Source organism: Cryobacterium serini (assembly GCF_004404025.1).
Lineage (GTDB): Bacteria > Actinomycetota > Actinomycetes > Actinomycetales > Microbacteriaceae > Cryobacterium > Cryobacterium serini.
Map to the genome: position 1 here is coordinate 301,500 of NZ_SOHN01000009.1, position 22,777 is coordinate 324,276.

The window sequence follows — 22,777 nt, forward strand, 5'->3', positions numbered from 1 at the left end:
TTCTCGCTAGCTGTGAGCGGCTGCCGCGCGTACCGACGCACCGATACCGCGGATTGGCGGTGTGTGGAACGTGCCGCCGGATGCCCGCTCGGTCGCGCCGACCCGATCGAGGTACGGGGTGATCCCGCCCATCTGGAACGGCCAGCCGGCGCCGAGAAGCATGCACAAATCGATGTCCTCGGCCGCGTGCACGACGTTGTCATCCAGCATGCGCTTGATCTCGTCGACCAGGCCGTCTTCAACCCGCTGCAGAATTTGCTCGGCCGTCATCGGTGAGGTGCCGCCAGCGACGATCTTCAGTGCGCCCTTGTCGAAACCCGTGCGGCGTCCCTTGCTGTCGCGTTCGAGAATCTTGCCGTGCTCGGCCAGCTTATGCAGGTTGTCGCTCTCGAAGAACCGGTCGGGGAAAGCGGCATGGTGGGTGTCGAGCACGTGAGCCCCCACGGTGAGACCGACGAGCTCGAGTAGCTCGAACGGCGTCATCGGCAGTCCGAACGGTGCTACAGCGGCTTCCACGACCTCGAACGGAGTGCCGGTATCAACGGCGTGCATGGCTTCACCGAGCAGCTTGGCGAGAACACGGTTGACCACGAATCCGGGGGTGTCCCTGGTGATCACGGCGTTTTTCCGCAGCTTGCCGGCGATGACCATCGCCGTGGCAAGCGTCACTTCGTTGGTCTGTGGAGTGTTGACCACTTCGATGAGTGGCATGACGGCGACCGGATTGAAGAAGTGGAACCCGACCAGACGCTCCGGGTGCGTGAGCTTTGCGCCAATCTGTTCGACTGACAGCGAAGAGGTGTTTGTGGCCAGAATCGCGTCGGGCGAGATGAACTTTTCGATCTCGGCGAACACCGACTGCTTGACAGCTAGTTCTTCGAAGACGGCCTCGATCACCCAGTCGGCGTCGGAGAACAACGATTTGTCCGTCGTGCCGGTAACGAGTGCACGCAGGCGGTTTGCCTCGTCGGGGGAGATGCGGCTCTTGGCCTGGAGCGCGGCGATCTCGTCGTGAATGTACGCCACACCCTTATCGACGCGGGCCTGGTCGAGGTCGGTGATGACGACGGGCACCTTGAGGCGGCGCACGAACAGCAGTGCGAACTGGCTTGCCATGAGGCCGGCGCCGATCACGCCGACCTTGGTTATCGGCCGGGCAAGTTTCTTGTCCGGCGCTCCGGCCGGCCGCTTGGCGCGTTTCTGAACGAGATTGAAGGCGTAGATGCTCGCTTGGAGCTGATCGCCGGCGACGAGGCCGGCCAGGGCCTCATCCTCGCGCTGAAAACCTTCGGCGCGACTGCCGCTTTTGGCCGCCTGGAGCAGGTCGAGTGCCACATACGGTGACTGGGCGACTTCGCCAATGCGGTTGACGAGCATCTTGCGGGCGATGCCGACGGCCACGTCCCACTTGACGAGGCGCTCGATCTTGCCGGGCGCATTCGGGCGAGACACCTTCAGGCGCCCGGCAATGACGCCGTCGGCCCAGTTGATGGAGTCTTCAAGGAACCGGGCCGACGTGAACATGACATCCGCGATACCGAGCGCGAGGGCATCCGCTCCGCTGAGAGTGCGGTTGTTCTTGAGGGGGTTTTCGATGATGACCTTCAAGGCATTCTCGATGCCAATCAGGTTGGGCAGCAGGTAGGAGCCGCCCCAGCCGGGGATCAGACCGAGAAAAACCTCGGGAAGCGCGATCGCGGGAACGGCCGCGTCGACCGTGCGGTAGGTCGCGTTCAGACCGATCTCGAGTCCGCCGCCAAGCGCGAGCCCGTTGATGAACACGAAGGAGGGCACGCCGAGGGTGTCGAGCTTACCGAGGGCGTGGTGGCCGAGCTGGCTGAGCAGCTTGCCGGCCTCGAGCGAGGGGATCTCGGCGACCTTGCTGAGGTCGGCGCCGGCGGCGAGAATGAACGGTTTGCCCGTGACGGCGACACCGTCAATCTCCCCACGCCCCGCACGAGCGGTGAGCTCGTCCATGGTGGCGGCGAACTCCAGCAGGGTGACCGGGCCGAGCGTATTCGGCCGCGTGTGATCGCGCCCATTGTCAAGGGTGACCAGCGCGAGCGTGCGGCCGGCGGAAAGTGGCACGTCGCGCACGAAGGAGTGTGTGACGACCTCGTCGCCGGAGATCGCCACGAGCGAGCTGAAATCGAGAGAGTTGTAATCAGTGGTCGTCATCGCTTGGCTGCCTTCTGGTTGAAGTGCGGGTTTTCCCAAATCACGCTGCCACCCTGGCCGAGGCCGATGCACATCGCGGTGAGGCCGTAGCGCACCTCGGGGTGCGCCTCGAACTGGTGGGCGAGCTGGTTCATGAGTCGAACGCCCGAGGAGGCGAGCGGATGCCCCAGCGCGATCGCTCCGCCATATTCGTTCACGCGTGTGTCCTCGTCGTCGATGCCGAAGTGGTCGAGAAAGGAGATGACCTGCACGGCAAAGGCTTCGTTGAGCTCGAACAAACCGATGTCGGTGATCGACAGGCCGGCTCTGCGCAGCGCTTTTTCGGTGGAGGGCACCGGCCCAAGGCCCATGACCTCCGGTTCCACGCCGGCGAAGGCGAAGCTCGTCATGGTCATCTTCACGCCGAGGCCGAGCTCCTTGGCCGTGGCGCCGCTCGCCAGCAGGCAAGCGGATGCGCCGTCGTTCAGGCCGGAGGCGTTGCCCGCCGTGACCCGGCCATGCGAACGGAACGGCGTGCGGAGAGTCGCGAGGCCCTCAAGGGTAGTTTCCGGGCGCGGTGCTTCGTCGCGCGTGGCGAGGCCCCATCCGGATTCGCTGCGCGTGGCAACGGGAATCAGGTCGGGCTGAATGTTTCCGGCCGCGTACGCTGCGGCAACCTTCTGCTGGCTGCGCAGCGCGAACCGATCGGAGCGTTCCTTGGTGTACTCGGGGAACCGGTCGTGAATGCGTTCGGCGGTCGCGCCCATGTTGAGTGCGTCTTCACTGACCAGCCGCTCGGAGAGGAAACGCGGGTTCGGGTCTGCCCCAAAGCCCATCGGGTGGCGCCCCATGTGCTCGACGCCGCCGGCGATGGCGAGGTCGTACGCGCCAAAACCGATGGACGCGCCCATCATGGTGACGGCAGTCATCGCCCCGGCGCACATACGGTCAATCGCGAAACCAGGAACTGATTTCGGCAGGCCGGCCAACAGGGCGGCGGTGCGCCCCAGGGTCAAACCCTGGTCGCCGGTCTGGGTCGTGGCTGCGATAGCGACGTCATCGATGCGGTCGGGCGGTACACCAGGGTTTCGTTCCATCAGCCCGATAATCGCCTTGACGACAAGGTCGTCCGCCCGGGTATTCCAGTACATGCCCTTTTCGCCGGCACGTCCGAACGGGGTTCGAACTCCATCCACAAAAACGACTTCTGTTCTCTCGGCCACAATGCCTCCCGTACGTCAAACAGATCCGAAGCGGCCTGTTAGGTCTGAATCGATCCTAGGGTGACTCAAATGGGCCCCTCGAATCGTTTGCAGGTTCCTACGACTCCAGATCCGAGATGGGATCGGCTGCTTGTGGAACTTCTACAAAAGCATCTGCTATTAATTGTGCGGTCGCGTCAACTTGCCAGCGTCGCGCTCCCAGGGTGGTTAGAGCTTGACCAACGGATGCGGCGTCCGCCGGTTCTGGCGGCGACCACGACACCCGACGCAGGTAGTCCGGAGTGAGCAGATTCTCAAGGGGAATCTCAAGTTCATCCGTGACGGCCTGCAACACCGAGCGCGCCGCCCGGTAACGCACATCGGCTTCCGGATTGCGGTCCGCCCAGGCCCGCGGTGGCGGCAAGGTATCGCTGGTCGCCTTGAGCGCTGGCAGATCGGTCGTCGTGCGGCCACGCTCAATGGCGGCCCACCAGCGTTCGAGTTCGTTGCGACTGGCGCGACCGTTAAACTCGCGCAGATCGGACAGAGCCTGCCTCGTTGCTGGCAGCACGCGGGCGGCAGCCAGCAAGGAAGCGTCGGGAACGAGGCGCCCAGGGGAGACATCGACTTCGCGGGCGAATTCATCGCGGGCAAGCCACAGCTCGCGGGCAACGGCCAGATTGCGCTGCCCGTGCAGGGAGTGGATACCCGACAATCGACGCCACGGATCAATGCGCGCCGCCTTGGCCTCTTTGGCCAGGGTCGCGGCGAATTCCTGGTCGGCGATGTCGGTCTTCTCGGACTCGATGAGCAGGTCGACCATGCGGTCGCGCAGGTCGGGCAGCAACTCAACGTCGAGGGCGGCATACACCAGCCACGACTCGGGCAGGGGCCGAGTCGACCAGTTCGCGGCAGAATGCTCCTTGGCGAGGTGAATTCCGAGTAGCTCTTCCACCACGGTGCCGAGGCCGACCCGCGGTAGGCCGAGCAGCCGGGCGGCGAGTTCGGTGTCGAAGATGCGTATCGGGTCGAGTCCGACCTCACGCAGGCAGGCGAGGTCCTGGCTTGCGGCGTGCAGAATCCACTCGGCGTCGGCGAGAGAATCATTCAACTCGCTGAAGTCCCCGATCGGCGGCGGGTCGAACAGAAAAGTTCCGGCGCCGCGGCGGTAGATCTGGATCAGATAAGCGCGTTGTGAATAGGTGAAACCGGATGCCCGTTCCGCATCGACCCCGACCGGCCCGTTCCCGGCGGCCAGAGCGGCCGTCGCTGCGAGATAGGCCTCGCGAGTGTCAATGACCTGGTGGAGCGATTCAGCCACGGGCTGCTCGGCGTGCTGACAACATACTGACTCCTTCCCCAGCGGGAGGGAGTCCGGCGAGCATGCATAGCAGCTCGCCCCACCCCTCGACGTGGGCGGTGAGATTGTGATTCAGGGGTGTCCACGACGCACGCAGCTCAATCTGCGCACCATCTCCCTGTTTGGCGAGTGTGCCAAAGCCTGATGAGATTATTTTAGTCGCCGTTCCGGAGGCCGCGGTGTACTTGGCCTTGCGGGAGTCGAGGGCATCGACAAGCCACGCCCAGGTGACCTCGGCCAAAAACGGGTCGAGCCCGATCTCGACCTCGAGTGGAGCCTGCGCGAAACAGACGACGCGAAAGGCGCCATTCCAGCCTTCCGGCTCCTCCGGGTCGTACAGCAGGATGAATCGGCCGGTTCCCAGCTCGGAGTCGCTTCCGTGCCGAACGGGCCGGATATTGGCGGCCAAAGCGATGGAATACGGGGCGAGTTGTGCGGGAGCGGCAATTTCGGTGACGACTAATTCGGCCCGGCTCGTCGCGCGACGAATCGCGGTTAACGCCGCGGCAAACTCCGCGGGAAGCGATTGATCTGTTTCGGGCACGTCTGCAGACTAGAGTTTTTTCTGGGTGTTGTCCGTGAGGCACGCCGATCAGTCGGAGGTGCACGTGCACGACCCACATACCCCCAACGGGCGTCATGATCATGCTTTGCGCGCAATTCTCGGCGCCACCGGCATCCTCATCGCCGGCTCTGCCGTGGCTATCGTCGGTGCAGCCGGTGTGCTTGCGGGGGTCATGGCGAAGACCATTGTCACACCGCCCCCAGCCCGTACCGACGACACCCGGGTTGTCGCAGTCGACCTGCCGAGCGGCACGATCACACTGCAACGCCATCGCGATTCTGTCCTTCCGGGTGACTACAGCTTCTTCTTCAGCGCGGGCACCGGGCATGCCAGGGTCGGTGAGATCACCGCGCGCGGGGCGGCGACCGTCACCCGGCGCATTCTCAGCGTGGACTACGGCGACCTCACCGCTGCGCGCCGAGGCCGGTTTAGCGGTTGGCTCTACACCAGCCCCGCCGACCTTGGTTTCGCCTGGGCGGAGGTCACCGTGAGCACGCCCGTCGGGCCGGCCCCCGCCTGGCTCGTTCCAGCGGATGCCGTGTTCCGGTCGACACGATGGGTGATCCAGGTGCACGGCCGGGCCGTGCGCCGCGAGGAGGCCTTGCGGGCCGTGCCGGTGTTTCGCGCGGCCGGCTACACCTCGTTGCTCGTCTCCTACCGAAACGACGGCGACGCCCCCGCCAGCACTGACCGGCGCTACGGCCTCGGCGACACCGAATGGCCTGACGTTGACGCCGCCATCGACTACGCCGCCGCGCACGGGGCGACGAGCATCGTGCTCATGGGCTGGTCGATGGGCGGTGCCGTGGTGTTGCAGGCATTGACTCGCGGTCGACGCGCAAACCTGATCGTCGGTGTCGTGCTGGATTCGCCGGTCATCGATTGGCGAGACGTCATTGCCGCCCAGGCCACGGAACGTCGATTACCAAAACTGATCGCCCGCGGCGCTGTCGTGGTGTTGGGGGCGCGCTGGACCCGGCGCCTCACCGGGCAGGACGTTCCCATTGATTTTGCCAGGCTCGACTTTGTGGAACGGGCCCGCGACGTGCGCCGGCCCGTTCTGCTCCTGCACAGCGATGACGATGGTTTTGTGCCCCCGACCGGGTCGCGTCGACTAGCCGACCGACGGCCGGACCTGGTGACCCTCGTTGCTTTTACCGAAGCCAGACACACGAAACTGTGGAACTACGACCCTGAGCGGTGGAACGAAGAGATCGCGGCCTGGCTGGCCCAGCTACCCAGGCTCTAAGCGGCGAGCCGATCCCGGAGCTGGCGTTTGGCCCGGCCGAGCATAGCGCTCATGCCGCGCAGGCGCAGGGGAGAGACGGCTTCGCTCAAGCCGATGGTCTGCGGATAGTCATCGGGAACGGCGAGTACCTGCTCGGCGGTCAGGCCGTCGAGCCCCTGGGCGAGGATCGAGGCAAACCCTCGCGTGGTCGGCGACTCGCGCGGAGCCGTGGCGTGCAGGTGGAAGGTGCCGTCAGCATCCAGGTCGACGAAGATGAAGACCGGCGATTGGCACTCGACGACGCGCTCGAGCAGATCGGGGTGGTCCTGAAACTGCTGCGGAAGTTCGGGCAGGTCATTGGCGAACTCGAGCAGCAAGAGCAGACGGTCCTTCTGCTCGAGTTCCAGAAAGTCCTGGCGAATCTCTGCCAGCAGGTCTGCGCTCATCGGCGTGGTGCCGGGGCGGCACCGGGTGCCGTGCCGACCGCGATCGGCACGGCGACGGCGTTGCCCCACTCGGTCCAGGAGCCGTCGTAGTTGCGCACGTTCTCGAAGCCGAGCAGGTGGGTCAGCACAAACCAGGTGTGGCTCGACCGCTCGCCGATGCGGCAGTAGGCGATTACGTCGTCGCCGTCGGCCAGACCAGCCTCCCCGCGATAGATTTCGTCCAGTTCGGTGCGCGTGCGGAAGGTGGAGTCGGCGTCCGCGGCCCGGGCCCACGGCACCGACGCGGCGGTAGGAATGTGGCCGCCACGCAGGGCTCCCTCCTCAGGGTAGGCGGGCATCGTCGTGCGCACGCCGCTGTATTCCTCGTCGGAGCGCACATCAATGAGCGGATTACCGAAGTGGGCGAGCACGTCGTCCTTGAAGGCGCGAATCGGGGAGTCGTCGCGCGAGACCACCGGGTATTCCGTGACCGTGACGGAAGAGGCATCCGTTGTCATCTCGCGCTCCTCGGCGAGCCACTTTGTGCGTCCACCGTCGAGTAGGCGAACATCGTCGTGGCCGAACAGGGTGAAAACCCAGAGGGCGTAGGCGGCCCACCAGTTGCTCTTGTCGCCGTAGATGACGACGGTACTGTCACGCGTGATGCCCTTGCTGCTCATGAGGGCAGCGAAAGCGGCGCCCTCGATGTAGTCGCGGTTCACCTTGTCGTTGAGGTCGGTATGCCAGTCGATTTTCACTGATCCGGGGATGTGTCCCACCTCGTAGAGCAGCACGTCTTCGTCGGATTCGACCACGACCAGTCCGGCATCACCGCGGTGTTCGGCCAGCCAGTCGGTGGAAACCAGTCTGGAGGGGTGGGCGTAGGCGGCGAACTTCTCGGTCGGATCGAACGGGGCAGACATGTAACCTCCAGGGGTAGCGGATGCATACGGATTTGAGTTGACAGCGGATTAGGCTTATCTGGTCCACCCACAAATCTACGCGGTGCCGGCACACAGCGCATTTGCACACACTGCGCATTCGCAGCACGAAGAACGAGAACGGGCGTTTCAGAATGGCACCAGAGGCCCACGAGAAGGCGCACCACACGGTTCCGCAACTGGCCGAACGAACCCCGAGCATCACGGGCCGGGAAATAGTGGCTGAACTGGTACCGCCTCCCCAGTTTGAACACGCCTCGTTCGAGAACTACCGGCCAGATCACGATTACCCGTCCCAGGTCGAAGCCGTCGAAAAGCTGCAGGAATTCGTGAACCCTCGGCCGGCCGGATTCTTCTCTCGCCGCCGGCAGGCGAGGGACGACCTGCCGGGCATCTACCTCGATGGTGGGTTCGGTGTCGGCAAGACCCACCTGCTCGCAGCGCTCTGGCATGCCGCGACCGGCCCGAAGTACTTCGGCACCTTCATCGAATACACCGCCCTCGTCGGCGCCCTTGGCTATCAGGAGACCATCAAGGAGCTGCGCAGCGCGAAGCTCATCTGCATTGACGAGTTCGAGCTCGACGATCCGGGCGACACCATGGTGATGACCCGACTGCTCGGCGAACTCGTCGCCTCCGGCACCCGCGTCGCCGCCACGTCGAACACCCCGCCCAACTCGCTCGGCGAGGGCCGGTTTGCCGCGCAGGACTTTCTGCGCGAGATCTCGGCGATGAGTGCCAACTTCGAGACCCTGCGCATCGACGGTCTTGACTACCGTCGTCGGAATGTCACCGGGCAGGCCGTAGCTGTTTTGCCCGAGGCACGTGAACACCTGGTCAACACCCTGCTCGAGCGTGGCTCGAAAGTCACCGAAGATGACTTCGGCTCTTTGATTCGTCATCTGGGCACCGTGCATCCGTCAAAATATGTCAAGGTCATTCGCGACGTCGAGGTTATTGCTCTGCGCGGTGTGTTCCTCCTGACCGATCAGTCCGACGCCCTGCGTCTGGTCGCGTTCATCGACCGCGTCTATGACGCTGAGATTCCGATCGTCGCCAGTGGGCGTCCGCTCAACGAGGTGTTCGACGACGAGATGATGGCTGGCGGGTATCGCAAGAAGTACCAACGGTCGCAGTCGCGCATGGTTGCCCTCACCACGGGAGAGTTACCGCCGCACACCGACTGACGCCGAAATCTGGCGTTAACAATTCGCCAGCGCTCGTAACCATCACGAAACACGTCGGAACGTTTGTTGTAACAGTCACCTCAGATACTGGACTCGTATCCGAGGTGGCTCGCCTCGCGCTACGCCCTGCACCTTTGAGACGCGTGAGGACAATTCTATGGAAACCGGAAGCATTGCATGGGGGCTGACCGCCACCGCGCTCGTGTTGTTTATGACACCGGGGGTCGCCTTCTTTTACGGCGGACTGGTCAAGGCTAAGAGTGTCATCAGCATGATGATGATGAGCTTTGGTGCACTGGGCCTCATCAGCGTCCTGTGGATCCTGTACGGCTACAACATGAGTGCCGTGAACGGTCCCACCGAATTCGCCGGCAATCCGTTCTCCGACTTCGGTCTCGGCGAGCTCGCCATGGGAGAGACGGGCAGCATCGACCTGCTCGGTGCCACCTACGGGGCGACCTTCGCGATCATCACCGTTGCCCTCATCAGCGGCGCCGTTGCCGACCGGGCGAAGTTCGGATCCTGGATGATCTTCGCGGGTATCTGGGCAACCCTCGTCTACTTCCCGGTCGCAGCCTGGGTCTGGGGTGGCGGCTGGATCATGACGCTCGGTGACACCTTGGGTCTGCCCGGCGTCATCGACTATGCCGGTGGTACCGCGGTGCACATCAACGCCGGTGCCGCAGCTCTCGCCCTCGCCCTGGTTCTCGGCAAGCGCGTCGGGTTCCAGAAGGGCATCACCAAACCGCACAATGTACCGCTCGTGCTCATTGGCGCCTCGATCCTCTGGTTTGGCTGGTTTGGTTTCAACGCCGGTGCTGAATGGCTCAATGGCCTTGCCAATGTCGGTATCATTGTGATCAACACCCTCGGCGCCACGGCAGCGGCCATCCTCGCCTGGATGCTCGTCGAGAAGTTCAAGGACGGTAAAGCCACTTCGGTTGGCGCCGCATCGGGTGCTGTGGCCGGCCTCGTCGCCATCACCCCGGCCTGCGCCAACCTCGAACCGGGTTGGGCGCTCTTGCTCGGGGGGCTCTCCGGCGCCGTTTGCGCCCTCGCCGTTGAACTCAAATTCAAGCTCGGCTTCGACGACTCGCTCGACGTCGTCGGCATTCACCTCGTCGGTGGCGTCATCGGCACCCTCTACCTTGGCTTCTTCGCCATCGATACCGGACTCTTCACCGGCGGCGACCTTGGTCAGCTCGCCGTGCAGGCCATTGCAGGCTTTTCGGTTCTCGTCTACTCCTTCATCGTTGCGTACCTGCTCGGTCTTGCGATCGAGAAGACCATCGGCTTTCGCATTAAGAACGAAGATGAACTGGCCGGAATCGACACAAGCGTGCACGGCGAGGAGGGCTACGCCCTCGAGCGTGTCTAGCTTCTGGCTTTGCCGGTTAGGCCTGGGCTGTTCCCGCGGGCGAGCGGATGCCCTGGCTCAGCCGCGAACGCAGGTTCCGGATGATACCGGGGAGCTCAGGCCGGGCGCTTGGCTGATAACCGGCTGCACCTCTTCGAGCGCGAGGGCATAGCCGACGTTATCGGTGTTGGACGCCTTGGCAAAGACAACGCCGACCACCAGACCGGATTCGCTCAGGAGCGGTCCGCCCGATTCGCCCTGCTGCACGTCCGAAGCCAGGGTGTACACCTGTCGTGGCGTCGGGTCCTGACCATAAATGTCGGCCACGTTGATGGTGCCGATCGAGATGACCTGCGTCGGGTCGGAGACATACGGCCCTCCGAAGGGATACCCGTCGGCGGCCGCGCCGCTGCCCGCTGGGAGATTTGCGCCGACGGTCAGCGGTAGCGCACCGAGCCCGGGCACCGAAATGATGGCGAGGTCGTCGACCGGGTCAAAGTACACGATCTCGCCGGCCATTGTTTCGCCCGTTGGCGTTTCCACGACGGGCTCGCCCACTCCGGCGACGACGTGCGCGTTCGTGATGACGCGGCCGTCGGAGACGACGAAGCCACTTCCGGACTGGCTCTGCCCGCAGGCGTAGGCCGTTCCGGTGATGCGCACGACCGACTGCGCGGCCACGGCCAGTGCCGGGCTGCTCGTGTCAGCTTCGGCGGCATCCGGTGTCGGTCCCGTGAATGCGTCGACGATACGTGGCAGGCCCTGCTGCACGGCCACGGAGCGCAGCTCAGCCATGAGCGCCTTGACCGGGTCGGGGGTGAACGAGTCAATTCCGGACACGACGGTGGAGGAGGCGATGGCAGGGGACAGGAACGGGATGCCGAGGGAGCCGATGCTGAACGCGACCATCGACGCCACGAGGGCCGAGGCGACGGCGGCGAATACAGCGCCCAGCACGCGGTTGATGGCACCGAGGGGAGAGCGCTTCTTTCTGCGCCCCACCATGCCTCCCGCGGAGGTGCCCAGCGAATGTCCGATGAGCACGAGCACGATCGCCACGGCGATGGTGGCTGGTGTGCGCCATTGCGCCGCAGGTACCCAACTGCCCACCAGGGGAACCACAAAGAAGGCGGCAACTCCGCCGGCCACAGCGCCGACGATGCCGGTGAGGCTCTGCAGCAGTCCGCTGCGGTAGCCGTTGACGAGGGCAACGAACAAGACCAAGATCAGTGAGAGGTCGAGAACGGTCGAGCCCGGCATCCTTCTCCCTCATCCACTACTTTATGTATTGCTTCAAAACGATTTCGTCTTGTTCATGTTTACACAGGCCGCCTCCGCGATTGCTGGGCAGACGTGGCTTCCGACCCTCATTCCCGGGTGATCAACAGGCGTAGACACGGCCCAGCGAGTACCGTGAGCCACACCCCGCGAAATTCTCAGTGAAAAATTCTGTGAAAGGATCCCGTGTCGAACGCCGAGGCTTATCCCATTTCGGCGATCGCACCGCCCCTGGCGGGGCGGGCGTCGGCGAGCCAGCGCTGGTCGCATCTGGTGTTTCTACACTGGCGAGTGGATGCGGCCCTGGTCGCGCCGCTGCTGCCGAAAGGCCTTGTACCCGATGAATACGACGGGTCGAGCTGGGTCGGCCTGATTCCGTTTGTGCTTGATCGGGCGACCATTTTCGGCAGCCCGCCGATACCGTACTTCGGCACCTTTGTCGAAGTGAATGTGCGCCTCTACGCTGTCGACTCCGCTGGCCGTCGCGGTGTCGTTTTTGTGTCACTGGAAGCCAGTCGCCTCGCGGCCGTGTTGGCCGCCCGCGCCCTGTTCTCGTTGCCCTACGTCTGGTCGCACACCCGTCTCACAGTCGATTCCGGCCAGTACCGGTACAGCTCGACGCGACACGGGGACCGCAGTAAGCGCACAGAGATCGTGGCGCGACCGGGTCGAGACGCCGTCGTTGATAATCCATTGGCGGACTTTCTCACCGCGCGATGGGCGTTGTTCACGAGCATCCGTGGTCGGACCGTGCATTTGCGCAACCACCACGCGCCATGGCCGTTGTTCGGGGCCGACCTGGTCAGTCTCGATGACACCCTGTTGGCCGTGGCCGGTTTCGCCGGGCTCGCCGACCGCGCGCCCGATTCTGTGCTCTATTCGCCCGGCATCACGACCTGGTTCGGCCGGGGAAACTGACGACGCCGGCACTCAGAAAGATCTGGAAAAATGTTGATCACAGACGATTCCACAAAAGGAGTAGAACACCATGGGATTTCTTGACTTTCTGCTGGGCCGCAAGGAGCAATCACCCACGAACGACCGGTCAAACCAGCCAAACGGCGCCCCCGCGCGTAGCGATGATGAGATTGCAGTCGAACGGTACCAGTACCTGCTGCGCACGGCTCCACCCGAAACCATTGAAGCGGTGCACACCGAGGCGTTCTCGAAGCTGACCGACGAGCAACGCGACATTCTCTTTCGCCAACTCACCGAGAACGTCGAACCGAGCGAGCGCCCGGCCGACGCCGCACCGGCCACCCTCGCCCAGGCCGCAACCCGGGCCGAACTGCGTCAGCCGGGTACGCTGAACCGTTCGTTTGGAAACCAGAACGGAATGGGCTTCGGGGGCATGATGGGAAGCTCACTGCTGGGCACCGTAGCCGGATTCGTCATTGGTTCGGCATTGGTGAGCGCCTTTATGCCGATGGACGGCGGCGGCACCGATGCCGGCGCGGACGCCAACACCGAAACCAACGCCGACGCCGCGAGCGATGCGGGTGGCGACTCCGGCGGAGATTTCGGTGGCGGCGACTTCGGTGGGGATTTCGGCTTCTGAGCTTGTCAGCTGCTCGGCTTGTCAGCTGCTCGGCTTGTCAGATGCTTGGCCCGTCAGCTGCTTGGCCCGTCAGTGTCGGACCCCGTTAGTGGGTAGCGGCTATGGCCTCGCCGATCGGCACGTCGCCGTCGGTGAATTCGATGAAAGCGCCCACGGTATTTTCGTTGGCCAGCACGGCCGCGGCAACGAGCGCCACGTTCTCGCGTGAGGTGGTACCACTCGCATCAGAGCCTGCGTTGATGGAGCCCGTCGCGGCGTTCAGGGTTAACGTGCTCGGTCCGAGGATGGTCCAGTTCAGCGAGGTGGCGCGCAGATAGTCATCGGCGGCGGCCTTGGCCTCGTAGTAGGCAAACATGCCATCGTCGGGGGAGGCCCCGTGATCGGCACGTGACCCCTGGTACGACACCATCACATAGCGGCCGACGTGGGCTTGCGCGGCAGCGTCCATGGAGCGGATGGCCGCGTCCCGGTCAACGGCGTAGGTGCGCTCTGCGGTGCCTCCGCCGGCGCCGGCCGACCAGACCACAGCATCGTGTCCGGCGAGCGCTTTGGCCATTTCGTCTGCCGAGAGGTGCTCGACATCCGCTACGAGCGGCGTCGCGCCGGTCGCCGAGACGTCTTTGACGTGTTCGGGGTTGCGGATGAGCGAGGTGACCTCGTGTCCTGCGGTCGTGAGCAAACGGGCCAGGTGGAGGGCAACTTTTCCGTGTCCGCCGATTATCGCAATTTTTGTCATGCTTCCAGCCTCCCACGATTGACTGAAAGCGAGTCTTAGATTCAAAGAAAGCCGAGCAGTCGCGCGCTCTGGACCACGCAGAGCAGTTGCACGACGATGAACACGGCCACCCAGAAAATACCCGGAATGTGGGTGAGTCTCGCCAACTGATCGGCGTCCGACGAGGAGCCGGACCGACGCGACCGGGATTGTTGCAGTTCGAGGGACGTGCGCAGCGAACCGAGAAGGAGAATCAGGGTGACCAGCAGCGCAAACACACCCTGCACCTGGGGCGACCCAAACCAGGAGACACCAAACACCACAGCGCCGGTGACGGCAACCGACCAGAGCCCGAACCAGTTGCGAATCTGCACGAGCAGCAAAGCCAGCAGCAGGAGAAGTACCCATAACAGGCCCACGTCGTAGCCCAAACTGAGCAACCAAGCCGCGCCGAGGCCGAGCAGCGCAGCGGCCGGGTAGCCGGCCAGCAGGGTAAAGATCATGCCGGGGCCAGTCGGGCGTCCGCGACTCACGGTGAGCCCGGACGTGTCCGAATGCAGTCGGATGCCGCCCAGCCGCCGCCCGCTCAGCACGGCGACGACACCGTGCCCGCCTTCGTGCACGATCGTGATGGCGTGGCGAGAGAGGCGCCAGAGCGGAGGAAAGAGCACAATCAGAACGGCTGCTGCCACGGTCAGCCAGGCGATGAGCGGTTCCAGCATGGCATGCGGTGTCGTCATGCGTTGCCAGATGTCGAGAAGCACGTCCATGTCTTTCAGACTAGGTTGCTCCGTTCGACACTTCACCCATCCCGTAAGAGGGGCAATCCGTTGTTCCGGCCCGCGTGAGCCGACTATCCCGCTCTCGCAGCATGGCGTTGGCGTGCCGACACAAAAAGCCCCGATTTCTCGGGGCTCTCGTGTTTCGTGGTGGGCGATGCGGGACTTGAACCCACGACCTCTTCCGTGTGAAGGAAGCGCGCTACCAGCTGCGCCAATCGCCCAAACTTTATCTGCACGCGTAAACCGAGGTTGCTGCCTGCGACTTTTGATACTAGCCCAGACTTGCCTGCCGAAGCACATCGACGCTGCTCCGGGTGTGGCGCGCGCGTCCCAGCGCTCTCAAGCCGGGCTGCCAAGCGTTCTGCAGTACCTGATGCAACACGCCGTAAACGGCTCGGTTTGGTTTCCGTCTGGCTATTCGGCTAGAGTCTCCAAGTACGCAGAAATGCGGACAGTTGCGGATGTGGCGCAGTGGTAGCGCATCACCTTGCCAAGGTGAGGGTCGCGAGTTCGAATCTCGTCATCCGCTCGAATGAACTGGAATCGGTCGAAAGACCGGTTCCAATTCGTTTGGTATGAACCCATATGGTGTGAACCCACATGGTGGATTGGCCGAGAGGCGAGGCAGCGGCCTGCAAAGCCGTTAACACGGGTTCGAATCCCGTATCCACCTCCATTCTTTGTGCACGTCCTAAAGAATAGATAGTTCCCAGAATCTTGGGCGATTGGCGCAGCGGTAGCGCGCTTCCCTGACACGGAAGAGGTCACTGGTTCGATCCCAGTATCGCCCACAGAGTATTTTCAGCTGAAGGAGCCCCGGTCATCCGGGGTTTTTTTCTGCCCAGATTCGGCGCAACGATGACCGGCCCAAGAGCAGTGGGACCACTGCGCCCATCTTGTCATTGGACTATCGAGGGAATCGGTGGAGGTGTGGGGGCCCAGGCCGGACGTCGCAGGCTGAGCCCGCACATTTCTACTACCGAATTACCCGTACGATTTTCGGCACGGTCAACGTCTGAGCGAACTTCGGCGTGCCCAGGTAGCGGGCTATCAGCGCGTGAGTGCCGACCTTGAGCGACGTGTACGTAAACGAGGCTGAACCGTTCTTGAGCGCTACGCGGCTGCCGACCTTTGTTGTTATGTCGTAGAACTGCACGAAACCGGTCACCGTGGCGGTGCCCGAGCGCGGAGTGAATTTCGCCACAGCCCTGACAGCGGTGCCGACATTGACCTCACCTCTCGGCGACACACTCAGCGTTCCGGCCACCTTGGCGGCCGCGGCGGTCTTCGCCAGAACCGTGACTGTCACCACCGGCGACGTCGACGAATCGTAGAACACGGCGAAACTTTTCGCGGTAATGCGGTGCACCCCCACCGACAGGCTCGTCGTGGTCAACGTGGAGTGCCATTCGCCAAACACCTGGTCGCCGACCAGCGGCTGGCCGTTGTCGAAGAAGGAAATCTCCTCGCCGAAAAGCGGAGTACCCAACGCTCGACCCTTGCTGTCCGTGACGTCCGCCGTAAAGGTGATCGATTGCCCGGCCGTGATAGTGCCAGACGGCTTAGCGATCAGCGTGGTCTTCGTATCAGGCCCGATCGGCACAACATAATCAAAGGTTTTCGAGGCTGGAGCGAAGTTCGCATCCCCGAGGTAGTCCACGCGAAACTGACGCGTTCCTGCCACGCTGGGCTGGGCGTCGGAATAGAAAACGCCAACCGTATCGCTTGGCAAGAGTTCCTGTGTATCAGTGGGGCTGCCCGGTTCGAGAGACACGACTCGCACGGTTCCCGTCGGAACGCCAGTGGTGGGGGCGACAGCTGATATCTCGCCATAAACGGATGCGCGTTGCCCGGCGAAGAAGAAGTCGTACGTGCCGGCCACGATACTGACCGTGCCCCGCCCCGTGGAAATGGCCGAGACATCCGTTGCAGCGGACGCCGCTGGCACGCCGATGAGGGCGCCGAGAACGACGACGGTGGGCATCACCAGTGCGGGAAGGTGCCAAAGACGCCTCGCTCCCAAACGAGTGGAGTTAGACGGGTGCGATGAAGGTGCCATGGCTCGTTTCCTTGCTGTCGGTGGTGATCGGGTTCCTCAAATCACGGCCAAAGTACTCCAGAATCAGCTCGGGGAGAAGGGCGTGCGGGCGTGATCAGCGCCGAGACAGAGTGCAACCGACGAGCGCGCCCGCGCACGCCGCTAAAGTTGACGGGTAGGCAAACAACAGGGAGTTATACACGTGGCTGACGGCTTTGCGCTTTTCACCGATCGATCCGTTGTCGCAATGCGCGTCAATGGTGAGTTGAAAGACCTGGCGGCCACCGTGTTGCCGACGGATGCTGTCGAACCGATCAGCATAAATTCTCTCGACGGCCTCAGCATCCTGCGCCACTCGGCCGCGCACGTTCTGGCCCAGGCAGTGCAGACGGTGAACCCGACCGCCAAGCTCGGCATCGGCCCGCCCATCACCGACGGGTTCTACTACGACTTCGACGTCGAGGTTCCATTCACCCCCGATGACGTGAAATCACTGGAAAAAGCGATGGATCGCATCATTCGTCAGGGGCAGCGCTTCGTGCGCCGAGTCGTGACCGACGACGAAGCCCGAGCTGAACTGGCTGCCGAACCGTACAAGCTCGAGCTCATCGGGCTGAAGGGCGGCTCCACCACCGAAGACAACGAGTCCGTCGAGGTCGGCGGCGCCGAGCTCACCATCTACGACAACGTTGACCCGAAGACGGGGGAGACGCTCTGGAAAGATCTCTGCCGCGGCCCGCACCTGCCCAACACCCGCATGATCGGCAACGGCTACTCGCTCACCCGCCTGGCCGCCGCGTACTGGCGCGGCTCTGAGAAGAACCCGCAGCTGCAGCGCATCTATGGCACCGCCTGGCCCACCAAGGACGAACTGCGCGCCTACCAAACCCGCCAGGAAGAGGCCGCCAAGCGCGATCATCGCAAGCTCGGCGCCGAACTCGACCTGTTCAGCTTTCCGGAAGAGATCGGTTCCGGCCTGGCCGTGTTCCACCCCAAGGGCGGCATTATTCGGCAGGAGATGGAGAGCTACTCCCGCAAGCGCCACGTTGAAGCCGGCTACGACTTCGTCTACTCGCCGCACATCACCAAGTCGACCCTGTTCGAAACCTCGGGCCACCTCGACTGGTACCGCGAAGGTATGTTCCCGCCGATGCACCTCGACGAGGAACGTGACGATACCGGCCATGTCACCCGCCAGGGCGTCGACTACTACCTCAAGCCGATGAACTGCCCGTTCCACAACCTCATCTTCAAGTCGAGTGGCCGCAGCTACCGCGACCTGCCGATGCGCTTGTTCGAATTCGGCTCGGTCTACCGGTACGAGAAGTCCGGCGTGCTCAACGGGCTCACCCGCGTGCGCGGCATGACCCAGGACGACGCCCACATTTACACGACCAAGGAAGGCATGAAAGAGGAGCTCACGAGCACCCTCAATTTCGTGCTGCAGCTGCTCGCCGATTACGGCCTTGAGGACTATTACCTCGAACTGTCCACGAAAGACCCGAAGAAGTTCGTCGGCAGTGACGACGCCTGGGATGAAGCCACTGAGACGCTCCGTGAGGTCGCCGAGGCATCCGGTCTCGATCTGGTCGCCGACCCGGGCGGGGCGGCGTTCTACGGTCCCAAGATCTCGGTGCAGGCCAGGGACGCCATCGGGCGTACCTGGCAGATGTCGACCATTCAGCTCGACTTCAACCTGCCAGAACGATTCGACCTCGAATACACCGCGAACGACGGCAGCCGCCAACGCCCGGTCATGATCCACCGCGCCCTGTTCGGCTCGATCGAGCGCTTCTTCGCCGTGCTCACCGAGCATTACGCCGGGGCGTTCCCCGTCTGGCTAGCCCCGGTGCAGGTTGTCGGCATCCCCGTCTCCGAGCAGTACGGTCCGTACCTCGATGACGTGATCGCAACTTTGAAGAAGGTCGGCGTGCGCGCTGAGGTCGACCATTCCGACGACCGCATGCAAAAGAAGATCCGCACGCACACCAAGGCGAAAGTGCCCTACCAGCTCATCGTCGGCGAGGATGACCAGGCCAACGGCGCGGTGAGCTTTCGCTTCCGCGACGGCACGCAGCAAAACGGGGTGCCGATCAAGGAGGCGGTGCGTCTCATCGTGGAATCGGTCGAGAACCGCGCGCAGGTCACCACGAGTCCGGTTGCCTTGATCGCGGCCGAGGCACAGGCCTAGCATGACGGGAATCCCGGCCGATCGGCTGCGCGGCTCGGACGCTGGCGACGCGGGTGCGAGCGAAACCGCTGCCGACTTCGCTTCGGTTCCGGACGCCTTCCAACGGCTCTGGACACCGCATCGGATGGTCTACATCCAGGATGGGCAACAGCCGCACCCGGATGACTGCCCGTTCTGCATCGCTCCGAGTCTGGACGACGAGAAGGCGCTGATCGTGGCGCGCGGCACCCACGCCTATGTACTCCTCAACCTGTTTCCGTACAACAGCGGTCACGTGCTCGTCTGCCCGTATCGGCATGTCGCCACCTACGACCAGGCCACACCGGAAGAGATCGCCGAGATCGGCGAGCTCACCCAGATCGCGATGCGGGTGCTCACCAACGTGTCGAACTGTGACGGATTCAACATCGGTATGAATCAGGGGCGCATCGCCGGGGCCGGTATCGCCGAGCACCTGCACCAGCACATCGTGCCACGCTGGGCCCTCGACTCGAACTTCTTTCCCATCATCGCCGGCACCAAAGCTATTCCGCGTCTGCTCGGCGACGTGCGTCGCGACATTGCCGAGGGCTGGCCTGGCGCCACGACCGCGGCTGCAGCGCCCCGGTAACCCGATAAACAATCACTGTGTGCTGGTGCGCGCCCAGTCTTTCCGCGTCATAGCACCCGCCGCCGACCAGACCACCACCGCGCAAGGAATAGGATTATAGGTATGACTGAATCAACCTCCGCCGAGCAGTTCGGATCGAGCCGCGTCAAGCGCGGACTCGCCGAAATGCTCAAGGGCGGCGTCATCATGGACGTCGTCACCGCTGCCCAGGCTCGTATTGCTGAAGACGCCGGCGCTGTCGCCGTCATGGCTCTCGAGCGCGTTCCCGCCGACATCCGCTCACAGGGTGGCGTGGCCCGCATGAGCGACCCCGACCTCATCGACAGCATCATCGCCGAGGTCAACATTCCGGTCATGGCGAAGGCCCGCATCGGCCACTTCGTTGAGGCCCAAATTCTTGAGGTGCTCGGCGTCGACTACATCGACGAGTCCGAAGTGCTCAGCCCGGCCGACTATTTGAACCACATCGACAAGTGGAACTTCACCATTCCCTTCGTCTGTGGCGCCACCAACCTCGGCGAGGCGCTTCGCCGCATCACCGAGGGCGCGGCCATGATCCGGTCCAAGGGTGAAGCCGGCACCGGCGATGTCTCCGAAGCCACCAAGCACATCCGCACCATCAACGGCGAGATCAAGCGCCTTTCCTCAATGAGCCGCGACGAACTGTATGTTGCGGCCAAGGAACTGCAGGCACCGTACGAGCTCGTCGCCGAGATCGCCTCGACCGGCAAGCTGCCCGTCGTGCTGTTCACCGCCGGAGGCGTAGCCACCCCGGCTGACGCCGCCATGATGATGCAGCTCGGCGCTGACGGCGTGTTCGTCGGCTCCGGCGTCTTCAAGTCGGGCAACCCCGAGCAACGCGCTGCGGCCATCGTCAAGGCGGTCACGTTCTACGACGACGCCAAGGTCATCGCCGATGTCTCGCGCGGCCTCGGTGAAGCCATGGTCGGCATCAACGTGTCCGACATTCCGGCGCCGCACCGCCTCGCCAGCCGCGGCTGGTAGCCGGGCCGTTCGTGGCGATTCTCTTCGTGGGCACCCGACCGGCTGAAACTGTTGTACCGCCAGGGCTGCGGGTCGGGGTGCTTGCCCTTCAGGGGGATTTTCGCGAACACGCGCAGGTGTTGCGCAAACTCGGAGCGAACGTCGACCTGGTGCGTCGCCCGGAAGAACTCGACCACATCGACGGTCTGGTCATTCCGGGCGGCGAATCGAGCGTCATGGACAAGCTGGCTCGCACGTTCGGCCTCGCCGAGCCGTTGAAGGCAGCCATTCGGGCTGGCCTGCCGGTCTACGGCACCTGCGCCGGCCTGATCATGCTCGCCGACACGATTCTCGACGGCATGAACGGCCAGCAGGGTTTCGGCGGACTTGACATCGCCGTGCGCCGTAACGCTTTCGGCTCGCAGACGGCCTCCTTCGAGACCGACCTCGACATTCCCGCGCTCGGAGCGGAGCCGGTGCACGCCGTGTTCATTCGAGCGCCGGTCGTGGAGACCGTCGGTGCGGGGGCGACCGCGCTGGCCATCCTCGACGACGGGCGCTGCGTCGCCGTCGAGCAGGGCAACCTGCTCGGAACCTCTTTTCACCCGGAAATCACCGGCGAATATCGTTTTCACCAGTATTTTCTACAGAAATTGGTTGCCGCTGCCCGGTGAGTGGTCGGCGCAATTGTGCCGGGCGCGCGAGTGTGGCTAGGGTTCAGACATGACTCAGACAACCGGTGGTCAACGATGACCCGCTACGTAGCACTACTCCGTGGCATCAACGTCAACGGCATCACCATAACCATGGCCGATCTTGCCGACACATTTCACGATCTCGGCTACACCGACGTCAAAACGGTGTTGGCGAGTGGCAATGTGATCTTCAGCATCGATAGTCCGCTCGTTGATAAAGCGGAAGCCGCCGCCCTCAAGGCCCGCATCGAGGGGGCTCTGACCGCTCGGTTTGAGTACGAGGCGTGGATCGTGCTCGTCGACGCTGAATCGCTCGACCGGATCGTTCGCGCGTACCCCTTCGACGCGGGCCGTGACGGCTGGCATCCGTATGTGATGTTTTCCTCGGATCCTGGACATCTCAGCGAGCTTGCCGGGCACCGCAAAGAACTTGAGGTCGCCGAGGAACGCATCGAACTCGGCCACGGTGTGCTGTATTGGGAGGTTCGCAAGTCGGTCGGGATCAAGAGTGCTTTCAGTAAGAAGAGTGCCAAACTCAAGTACCGCGACACGACGACCACCCGCAACCTGCACACCCTGCACAAGCTGCTGGAAGTCACTGCGGGATAGACTGATTCGGCACCTAAGCGTGCACCGACCACGCACTGCCGCCGCTCGCCGCATTACGGCCAATTGGCCACGGGCCGCCGGCACCTGCTGCACCACAGTGAACGATCGAGCACAACAACGGGAGATGTATGTCCGGGCATTCCAAATGGGCCACCACGAAGCACCAGAAGGCGGTCACCGACTCCAGGCGGGCCAAAGCGTTCGCCAAGCTCATCAAGAACATCGAGGTGGCGGCTCGACTGGGCGGCGCTGACCTCTCGGGTAACCCGACGCTGGTCGACGCTATTCAGAAGGCCAAGAAGACGTCGGTACCCAACGACAACATCGACCGCGCGGTCAAGCGCGGCGCTGGCCTGTCTGGCGAGCAGGTCGACTACACCACCATCATGTACGAGGGTTACGCCACGCACGGGGTTGCGATCATGATCGAGTGCCTCACCGACAACAAAAACCGCGCCGCGGCCGAGGTTCGCACCGCGATGGCCCGCAACGGCGGAGCCATGGCCGATCCGGGCAGCGTCGCCTACAACTTTCACCGCAAGGGCGTCGTTGTGGTCAAGCACCTGCCGACGCTGACCGAAGACGACATCATGCTTGCCGTTCTCGATGCCGGCGCCGAAGAGGTCATCGACGAGGGTGAGACCTACGAGATTCACTCGAATGTGAGCGACCTCGTCGCGACTCGTACCGCGCTGCAGGCCGCTGGAATCGACTATGAGTCAGCGGACATTGCGTTCATTCCCTCGCTCAAGATCGAGGTCGATGCAGAAACCGCCCGTAAGGTGTTCCACCTCATCGACGCCATGGAAGACCTCGACGACGTGCAGAACGTGTACTCCAACTACGACCTGTCCGCCGAGGTACAGGCCGCACTCGCGAGCGAGTCCGAGTAGTT

Annotated in this window: 21 protein-coding genes and 4 tRNA genes; 14 read left to right on the forward strand and 11 right to left on the reverse strand. The window is 63.5% G+C overall.

The window, feature by feature from the left end; translation table 11 throughout:
- Positions 1-6: 6 nt before the first annotated feature.
- The 4 genes from E3T51_RS06970 to E3T51_RS06985 all read right to left on the reverse strand — a co-directional run bounded on the left by E3T51_RS06970 (position 7) and on the right by E3T51_RS06985 (position 5,263).
- A complete protein-coding gene (locus E3T51_RS06970; protein WP_134529056.1) occupies positions 7-2,178 on the reverse strand; it encodes a 3-hydroxyacyl-CoA dehydrogenase NAD-binding domain-containing protein in 2,172 nt (723 codons plus the stop codon).
- Positions 2,175-3,380 (reverse strand): thiolase family protein, encoded by a 1,206-nt coding sequence (locus E3T51_RS06975; RefSeq protein WP_134529058.1) that lies wholly within the window; start codon positions 3,378-3,380, stop codon positions 2,175-2,177. Before E3T51_RS06975 ends, E3T51_RS06970 begins: the two co-directional genes overlap by 4 nt.
- A gap of 97 nt (positions 3,381-3,477) precedes the next feature.
- Positions 3,478-4,680: an HRDC domain-containing protein gene (locus tag E3T51_RS06980; RefSeq protein WP_134529060.1), complete on the reverse strand. Its 1,203-nt coding sequence runs from the start codon at positions 4,678-4,680 to the stop codon at positions 3,478-3,480.
- A complete protein-coding gene (locus E3T51_RS06985) occupies positions 4,673-5,263 on the reverse strand; it encodes a DUF3000 domain-containing protein (protein WP_134529062.1) in 591 nt (196 codons plus the stop codon). The genes E3T51_RS06980 and E3T51_RS06985 overlap by 8 nt, the downstream gene beginning before the upstream one ends.
- A 106-nt stretch (positions 5,264-5,369) precedes the next feature.
- Between E3T51_RS06985 and E3T51_RS06990 the strand changes: the two genes are divergently transcribed.
- A complete protein-coding gene (locus E3T51_RS06990) occupies positions 5,370-6,533 on the forward strand; it encodes an alpha/beta hydrolase family protein (RefSeq protein ID WP_134529064.1) in 1,164 nt (387 codons plus the stop codon).
- Here E3T51_RS06990 and E3T51_RS06995 read toward each other — a convergent pair.
- Together E3T51_RS06995 and E3T51_RS07000 are read right to left on the reverse strand one after the other, a co-directional pair.
- Positions 6,530-6,958: a SufE family protein gene (locus E3T51_RS06995; RefSeq protein WP_104192820.1), complete on the reverse strand. Its 429-nt coding sequence runs from the start codon at positions 6,956-6,958 to the stop codon at positions 6,530-6,532. The genes E3T51_RS06990 and E3T51_RS06995 overlap by 4 nt on opposite strands.
- Entirely contained in the window at positions 6,955-7,860 is a 906-nt protein-coding gene (locus E3T51_RS07000; protein WP_134529066.1) for a sulfurtransferase, read from the reverse strand. The genes E3T51_RS06995 and E3T51_RS07000 overlap by 4 nt, the downstream gene beginning before the upstream one ends.
- A gap of 152 nt (positions 7,861-8,012) precedes the next feature.
- On the opposite strand from E3T51_RS07000, the gene zapE reads away from it, so the two are divergent.
- On the forward strand, positions 8,013-9,065 hold the full coding sequence (gene zapE, locus E3T51_RS07005; RefSeq protein ID WP_104192874.1) for a cell division protein ZapE: 1,053 nt from the start codon (positions 8,013-8,015) through the stop codon (positions 9,063-9,065).
- A gap of 157 nt (positions 9,066-9,222) precedes the next feature.
- Complete coding sequence (locus E3T51_RS07010) at positions 9,223-10,443, forward strand: ammonium transporter (RefSeq protein WP_134529068.1); 1,221 nt, start codon at positions 9,223-9,225, stop codon at positions 10,441-10,443.
- Positions 10,444-10,500: 57 nt separating this feature from the next.
- Here E3T51_RS07010 and E3T51_RS07015 read toward each other — a convergent pair whose 3' ends face one another.
- Positions 10,501-11,682 carry a MarP family serine protease gene (locus tag E3T51_RS07015; RefSeq protein ID WP_134529070.1) on the reverse strand — a complete coding sequence of 394 codons (1,182 nt, stop codon included), beginning with the start codon at positions 11,680-11,682 and terminating at the stop codon, positions 10,501-10,503.
- Positions 11,683-11,886: 204 nt separating this feature from the next.
- On the opposite strand from E3T51_RS07015, the gene E3T51_RS07020 reads away from it, so the two are divergent.
- Together E3T51_RS07020 and E3T51_RS07025 are read left to right on the forward strand one after the other, a co-directional pair.
- Positions 11,887-12,618, forward strand: a complete 732-nt coding sequence (locus E3T51_RS07020; RefSeq protein WP_134529072.1) for a YqjF family protein — start codon at positions 11,887-11,889, stop codon at positions 12,616-12,618.
- Positions 12,619-12,688: 70 nt separating this feature from the next.
- Positions 12,689-13,258: a hypothetical protein gene (locus E3T51_RS07025; RefSeq protein WP_134529074.1), complete on the forward strand. Its 570-nt coding sequence runs from the start codon at positions 12,689-12,691 to the stop codon at positions 13,256-13,258.
- 85 nt (positions 13,259-13,343) lie between these two features.
- Here E3T51_RS07025 and E3T51_RS07030 read toward each other — a convergent pair whose 3' ends face one another.
- The 3 genes from E3T51_RS07030 to E3T51_RS07040 all read right to left on the reverse strand — a co-directional run bounded on the left by E3T51_RS07030 (position 13,344) and on the right by E3T51_RS07040 (position 14,976).
- Positions 13,344-13,994 carry an SDR family oxidoreductase gene (locus E3T51_RS07030; protein ID WP_134529076.1) on the reverse strand — a complete coding sequence of 217 codons (651 nt, stop codon included), beginning with the start codon at positions 13,992-13,994 and terminating at the stop codon, positions 13,344-13,346.
- A gap of 41 nt (positions 13,995-14,035) precedes the next feature.
- Entirely contained in the window at positions 14,036-14,743 is a 708-nt protein-coding gene (locus tag E3T51_RS07035) for a M50 family metallopeptidase (RefSeq protein ID WP_134529078.1), read from the reverse strand.
- Positions 14,744-14,900: 157 nt separating this feature from the next.
- Positions 14,901-14,976 (reverse strand) — tRNA-Val (locus E3T51_RS07040).
- Positions 14,977-15,212: 236 nt separating this feature from the next.
- Between E3T51_RS07040 and E3T51_RS07045 the strand changes: the two genes are divergently transcribed.
- The 3 genes from E3T51_RS07045 (at position 15,213) to E3T51_RS07055 (ending at position 15,546) form a co-directional block, all read left to right on the forward strand.
- Positions 15,213-15,284: transfer RNA gene (locus tag E3T51_RS07045), tRNA-Gly, on the forward strand.
- A 73-nt stretch (positions 15,285-15,357) separates the two neighbouring features.
- Positions 15,358-15,431: transfer RNA gene (locus tag E3T51_RS07050), tRNA-Cys, on the forward strand.
- A gap of 43 nt (positions 15,432-15,474) precedes the next feature.
- Positions 15,475-15,546, forward strand: a tRNA-Val gene (locus tag E3T51_RS07055).
- Positions 15,547-15,731: 185 nt separating this feature from the next.
- Here the strand turns inward: E3T51_RS07055 and E3T51_RS07060 are convergent.
- Positions 15,732-16,814 carry an Ig-like domain-containing protein gene (locus tag E3T51_RS07060; RefSeq protein ID WP_134529080.1) on the reverse strand — a complete coding sequence of 361 codons (1,083 nt, stop codon included), beginning with the start codon at positions 16,812-16,814 and terminating at the stop codon, positions 15,732-15,734.
- 181 nt (positions 16,815-16,995) lie between these two features.
- Between E3T51_RS07060 and thrS the strand changes: the two genes are divergently transcribed.
- The 6 genes from thrS to E3T51_RS07090 all read left to right on the forward strand — a co-directional run bounded on the left by thrS (position 16,996) and on the right by E3T51_RS07090 (position 22,775).
- Entirely contained in the window at positions 16,996-18,984 is a 1,989-nt protein-coding gene (thrS, locus tag E3T51_RS07065; RefSeq protein ID WP_134529082.1) for a threonine--tRNA ligase, read from the forward strand.
- Position 18,985: 1 nt separating this feature from the next.
- Positions 18,986-19,594: an HIT family protein gene (locus E3T51_RS07070; RefSeq protein ID WP_134529084.1), complete on the forward strand. Its 609-nt coding sequence runs from the start codon at positions 18,986-18,988 to the stop codon at positions 19,592-19,594.
- Between the two features lie 102 nt (positions 19,595-19,696).
- Complete coding sequence (gene pdxS / locus E3T51_RS07075; RefSeq protein ID WP_134529086.1) at positions 19,697-20,599, forward strand: pyridoxal 5'-phosphate synthase lyase subunit PdxS; 903 nt, start codon at positions 19,697-19,699, stop codon at positions 20,597-20,599.
- 11 nt (positions 20,600-20,610) lie between these two features.
- The gene (pdxT, locus tag E3T51_RS07080; RefSeq protein WP_241989210.1) at positions 20,611-21,252 is read left to right on the forward strand and encodes a pyridoxal 5'-phosphate synthase glutaminase subunit PdxT; all 642 of its coding nucleotides are present in this window, start codon (positions 20,611-20,613) and stop codon (positions 21,250-21,252) included.
- A 75-nt stretch (positions 21,253-21,327) separates the two neighbouring features.
- On the forward strand, positions 21,328-21,882 hold the full coding sequence (locus E3T51_RS07085) for a DUF1697 domain-containing protein (protein WP_134529088.1): 555 nt from the start codon (positions 21,328-21,330) through the stop codon (positions 21,880-21,882).
- A 128-nt stretch (positions 21,883-22,010) separates the two neighbouring features.
- The gene (locus E3T51_RS07090) at positions 22,011-22,775 is read left to right on the forward strand and encodes a YebC/PmpR family DNA-binding transcriptional regulator (protein WP_134529090.1); all 765 of its coding nucleotides are present in this window, start codon (positions 22,011-22,013) and stop codon (positions 22,773-22,775) included.
- Positions 22,776-22,777: the final 2 nt, after the last annotated feature.

What these genes read in the sequence shown, in the direction of transcription:
- E3T51_RS06970 (WP_134529056.1), bottom strand. Translation starts at nt 2,178, where the DNA reads ATGACGACCACTGATTACAACTCTCTCGATTTCAGCTCGCTCGTGGCG.
- E3T51_RS06995 (WP_104192820.1), bottom strand. Translation starts at nt 6,958, where the DNA reads ATGAGCGCAGACCTGCTGGCAGAGATTCGCCAGGACTTTCTGGAACTC.
- E3T51_RS07000 (WP_134529066.1), bottom strand. Translation starts at nt 7,860, where the DNA reads ATGTCTGCCCCGTTCGATCCGACCGAGAAGTTCGCCGCCTACGCCCAC.
- zapE (WP_104192874.1), top strand. Translation starts at nt 8,013, where the DNA reads ATGGCACCAGAGGCCCACGAGAAGGCGCACCACACGGTTCCGCAACTG.
- E3T51_RS07010 (WP_134529068.1), top strand. Translation starts at nt 9,223, where the DNA reads ATGGAAACCGGAAGCATTGCATGGGGGCTGACCGCCACCGCGCTCGTG.
- E3T51_RS07015 (WP_134529070.1), bottom strand. Translation starts at nt 11,682, where the DNA reads ATGCCGGGCTCGACCGTTCTCGACCTCTCACTGATCTTGGTCTTGTTC.
- E3T51_RS07025 (WP_134529074.1), top strand. Translation starts at nt 12,689, where the DNA reads ATGGGATTTCTTGACTTTCTGCTGGGCCGCAAGGAGCAATCACCCACG.
- E3T51_RS07030 (WP_134529076.1), bottom strand. Translation starts at nt 13,994, where the DNA reads ATGACAAAAATTGCGATAATCGGCGGACACGGAAAAGTTGCCCTCCAC.
- E3T51_RS07035 (WP_134529078.1), bottom strand. Translation starts at nt 14,743, where the DNA reads ATGGACGTGCTTCTCGACATCTGGCAACGCATGACGACACCGCATGCC.
- E3T51_RS07060 (WP_134529080.1), bottom strand. Translation starts at nt 16,814, where the DNA reads ATGGCACCTTCATCGCACCCGTCTAACTCCACTCGTTTGGGAGCGAGG.
- E3T51_RS07070 (WP_134529084.1), top strand. Translation starts at nt 18,986, where the DNA reads ATGACGGGAATCCCGGCCGATCGGCTGCGCGGCTCGGACGCTGGCGAC.
- pdxS (WP_134529086.1), top strand. Translation starts at nt 19,697, where the DNA reads ATGACTGAATCAACCTCCGCCGAGCAGTTCGGATCGAGCCGCGTCAAG.
- E3T51_RS07085 (WP_134529088.1), top strand. Translation starts at nt 21,328, where the DNA reads ATGACCCGCTACGTAGCACTACTCCGTGGCATCAACGTCAACGGCATC.
- E3T51_RS07090 (WP_134529090.1), top strand. Translation starts at nt 22,011, where the DNA reads ATGTCCGGGCATTCCAAATGGGCCACCACGAAGCACCAGAAGGCGGTC.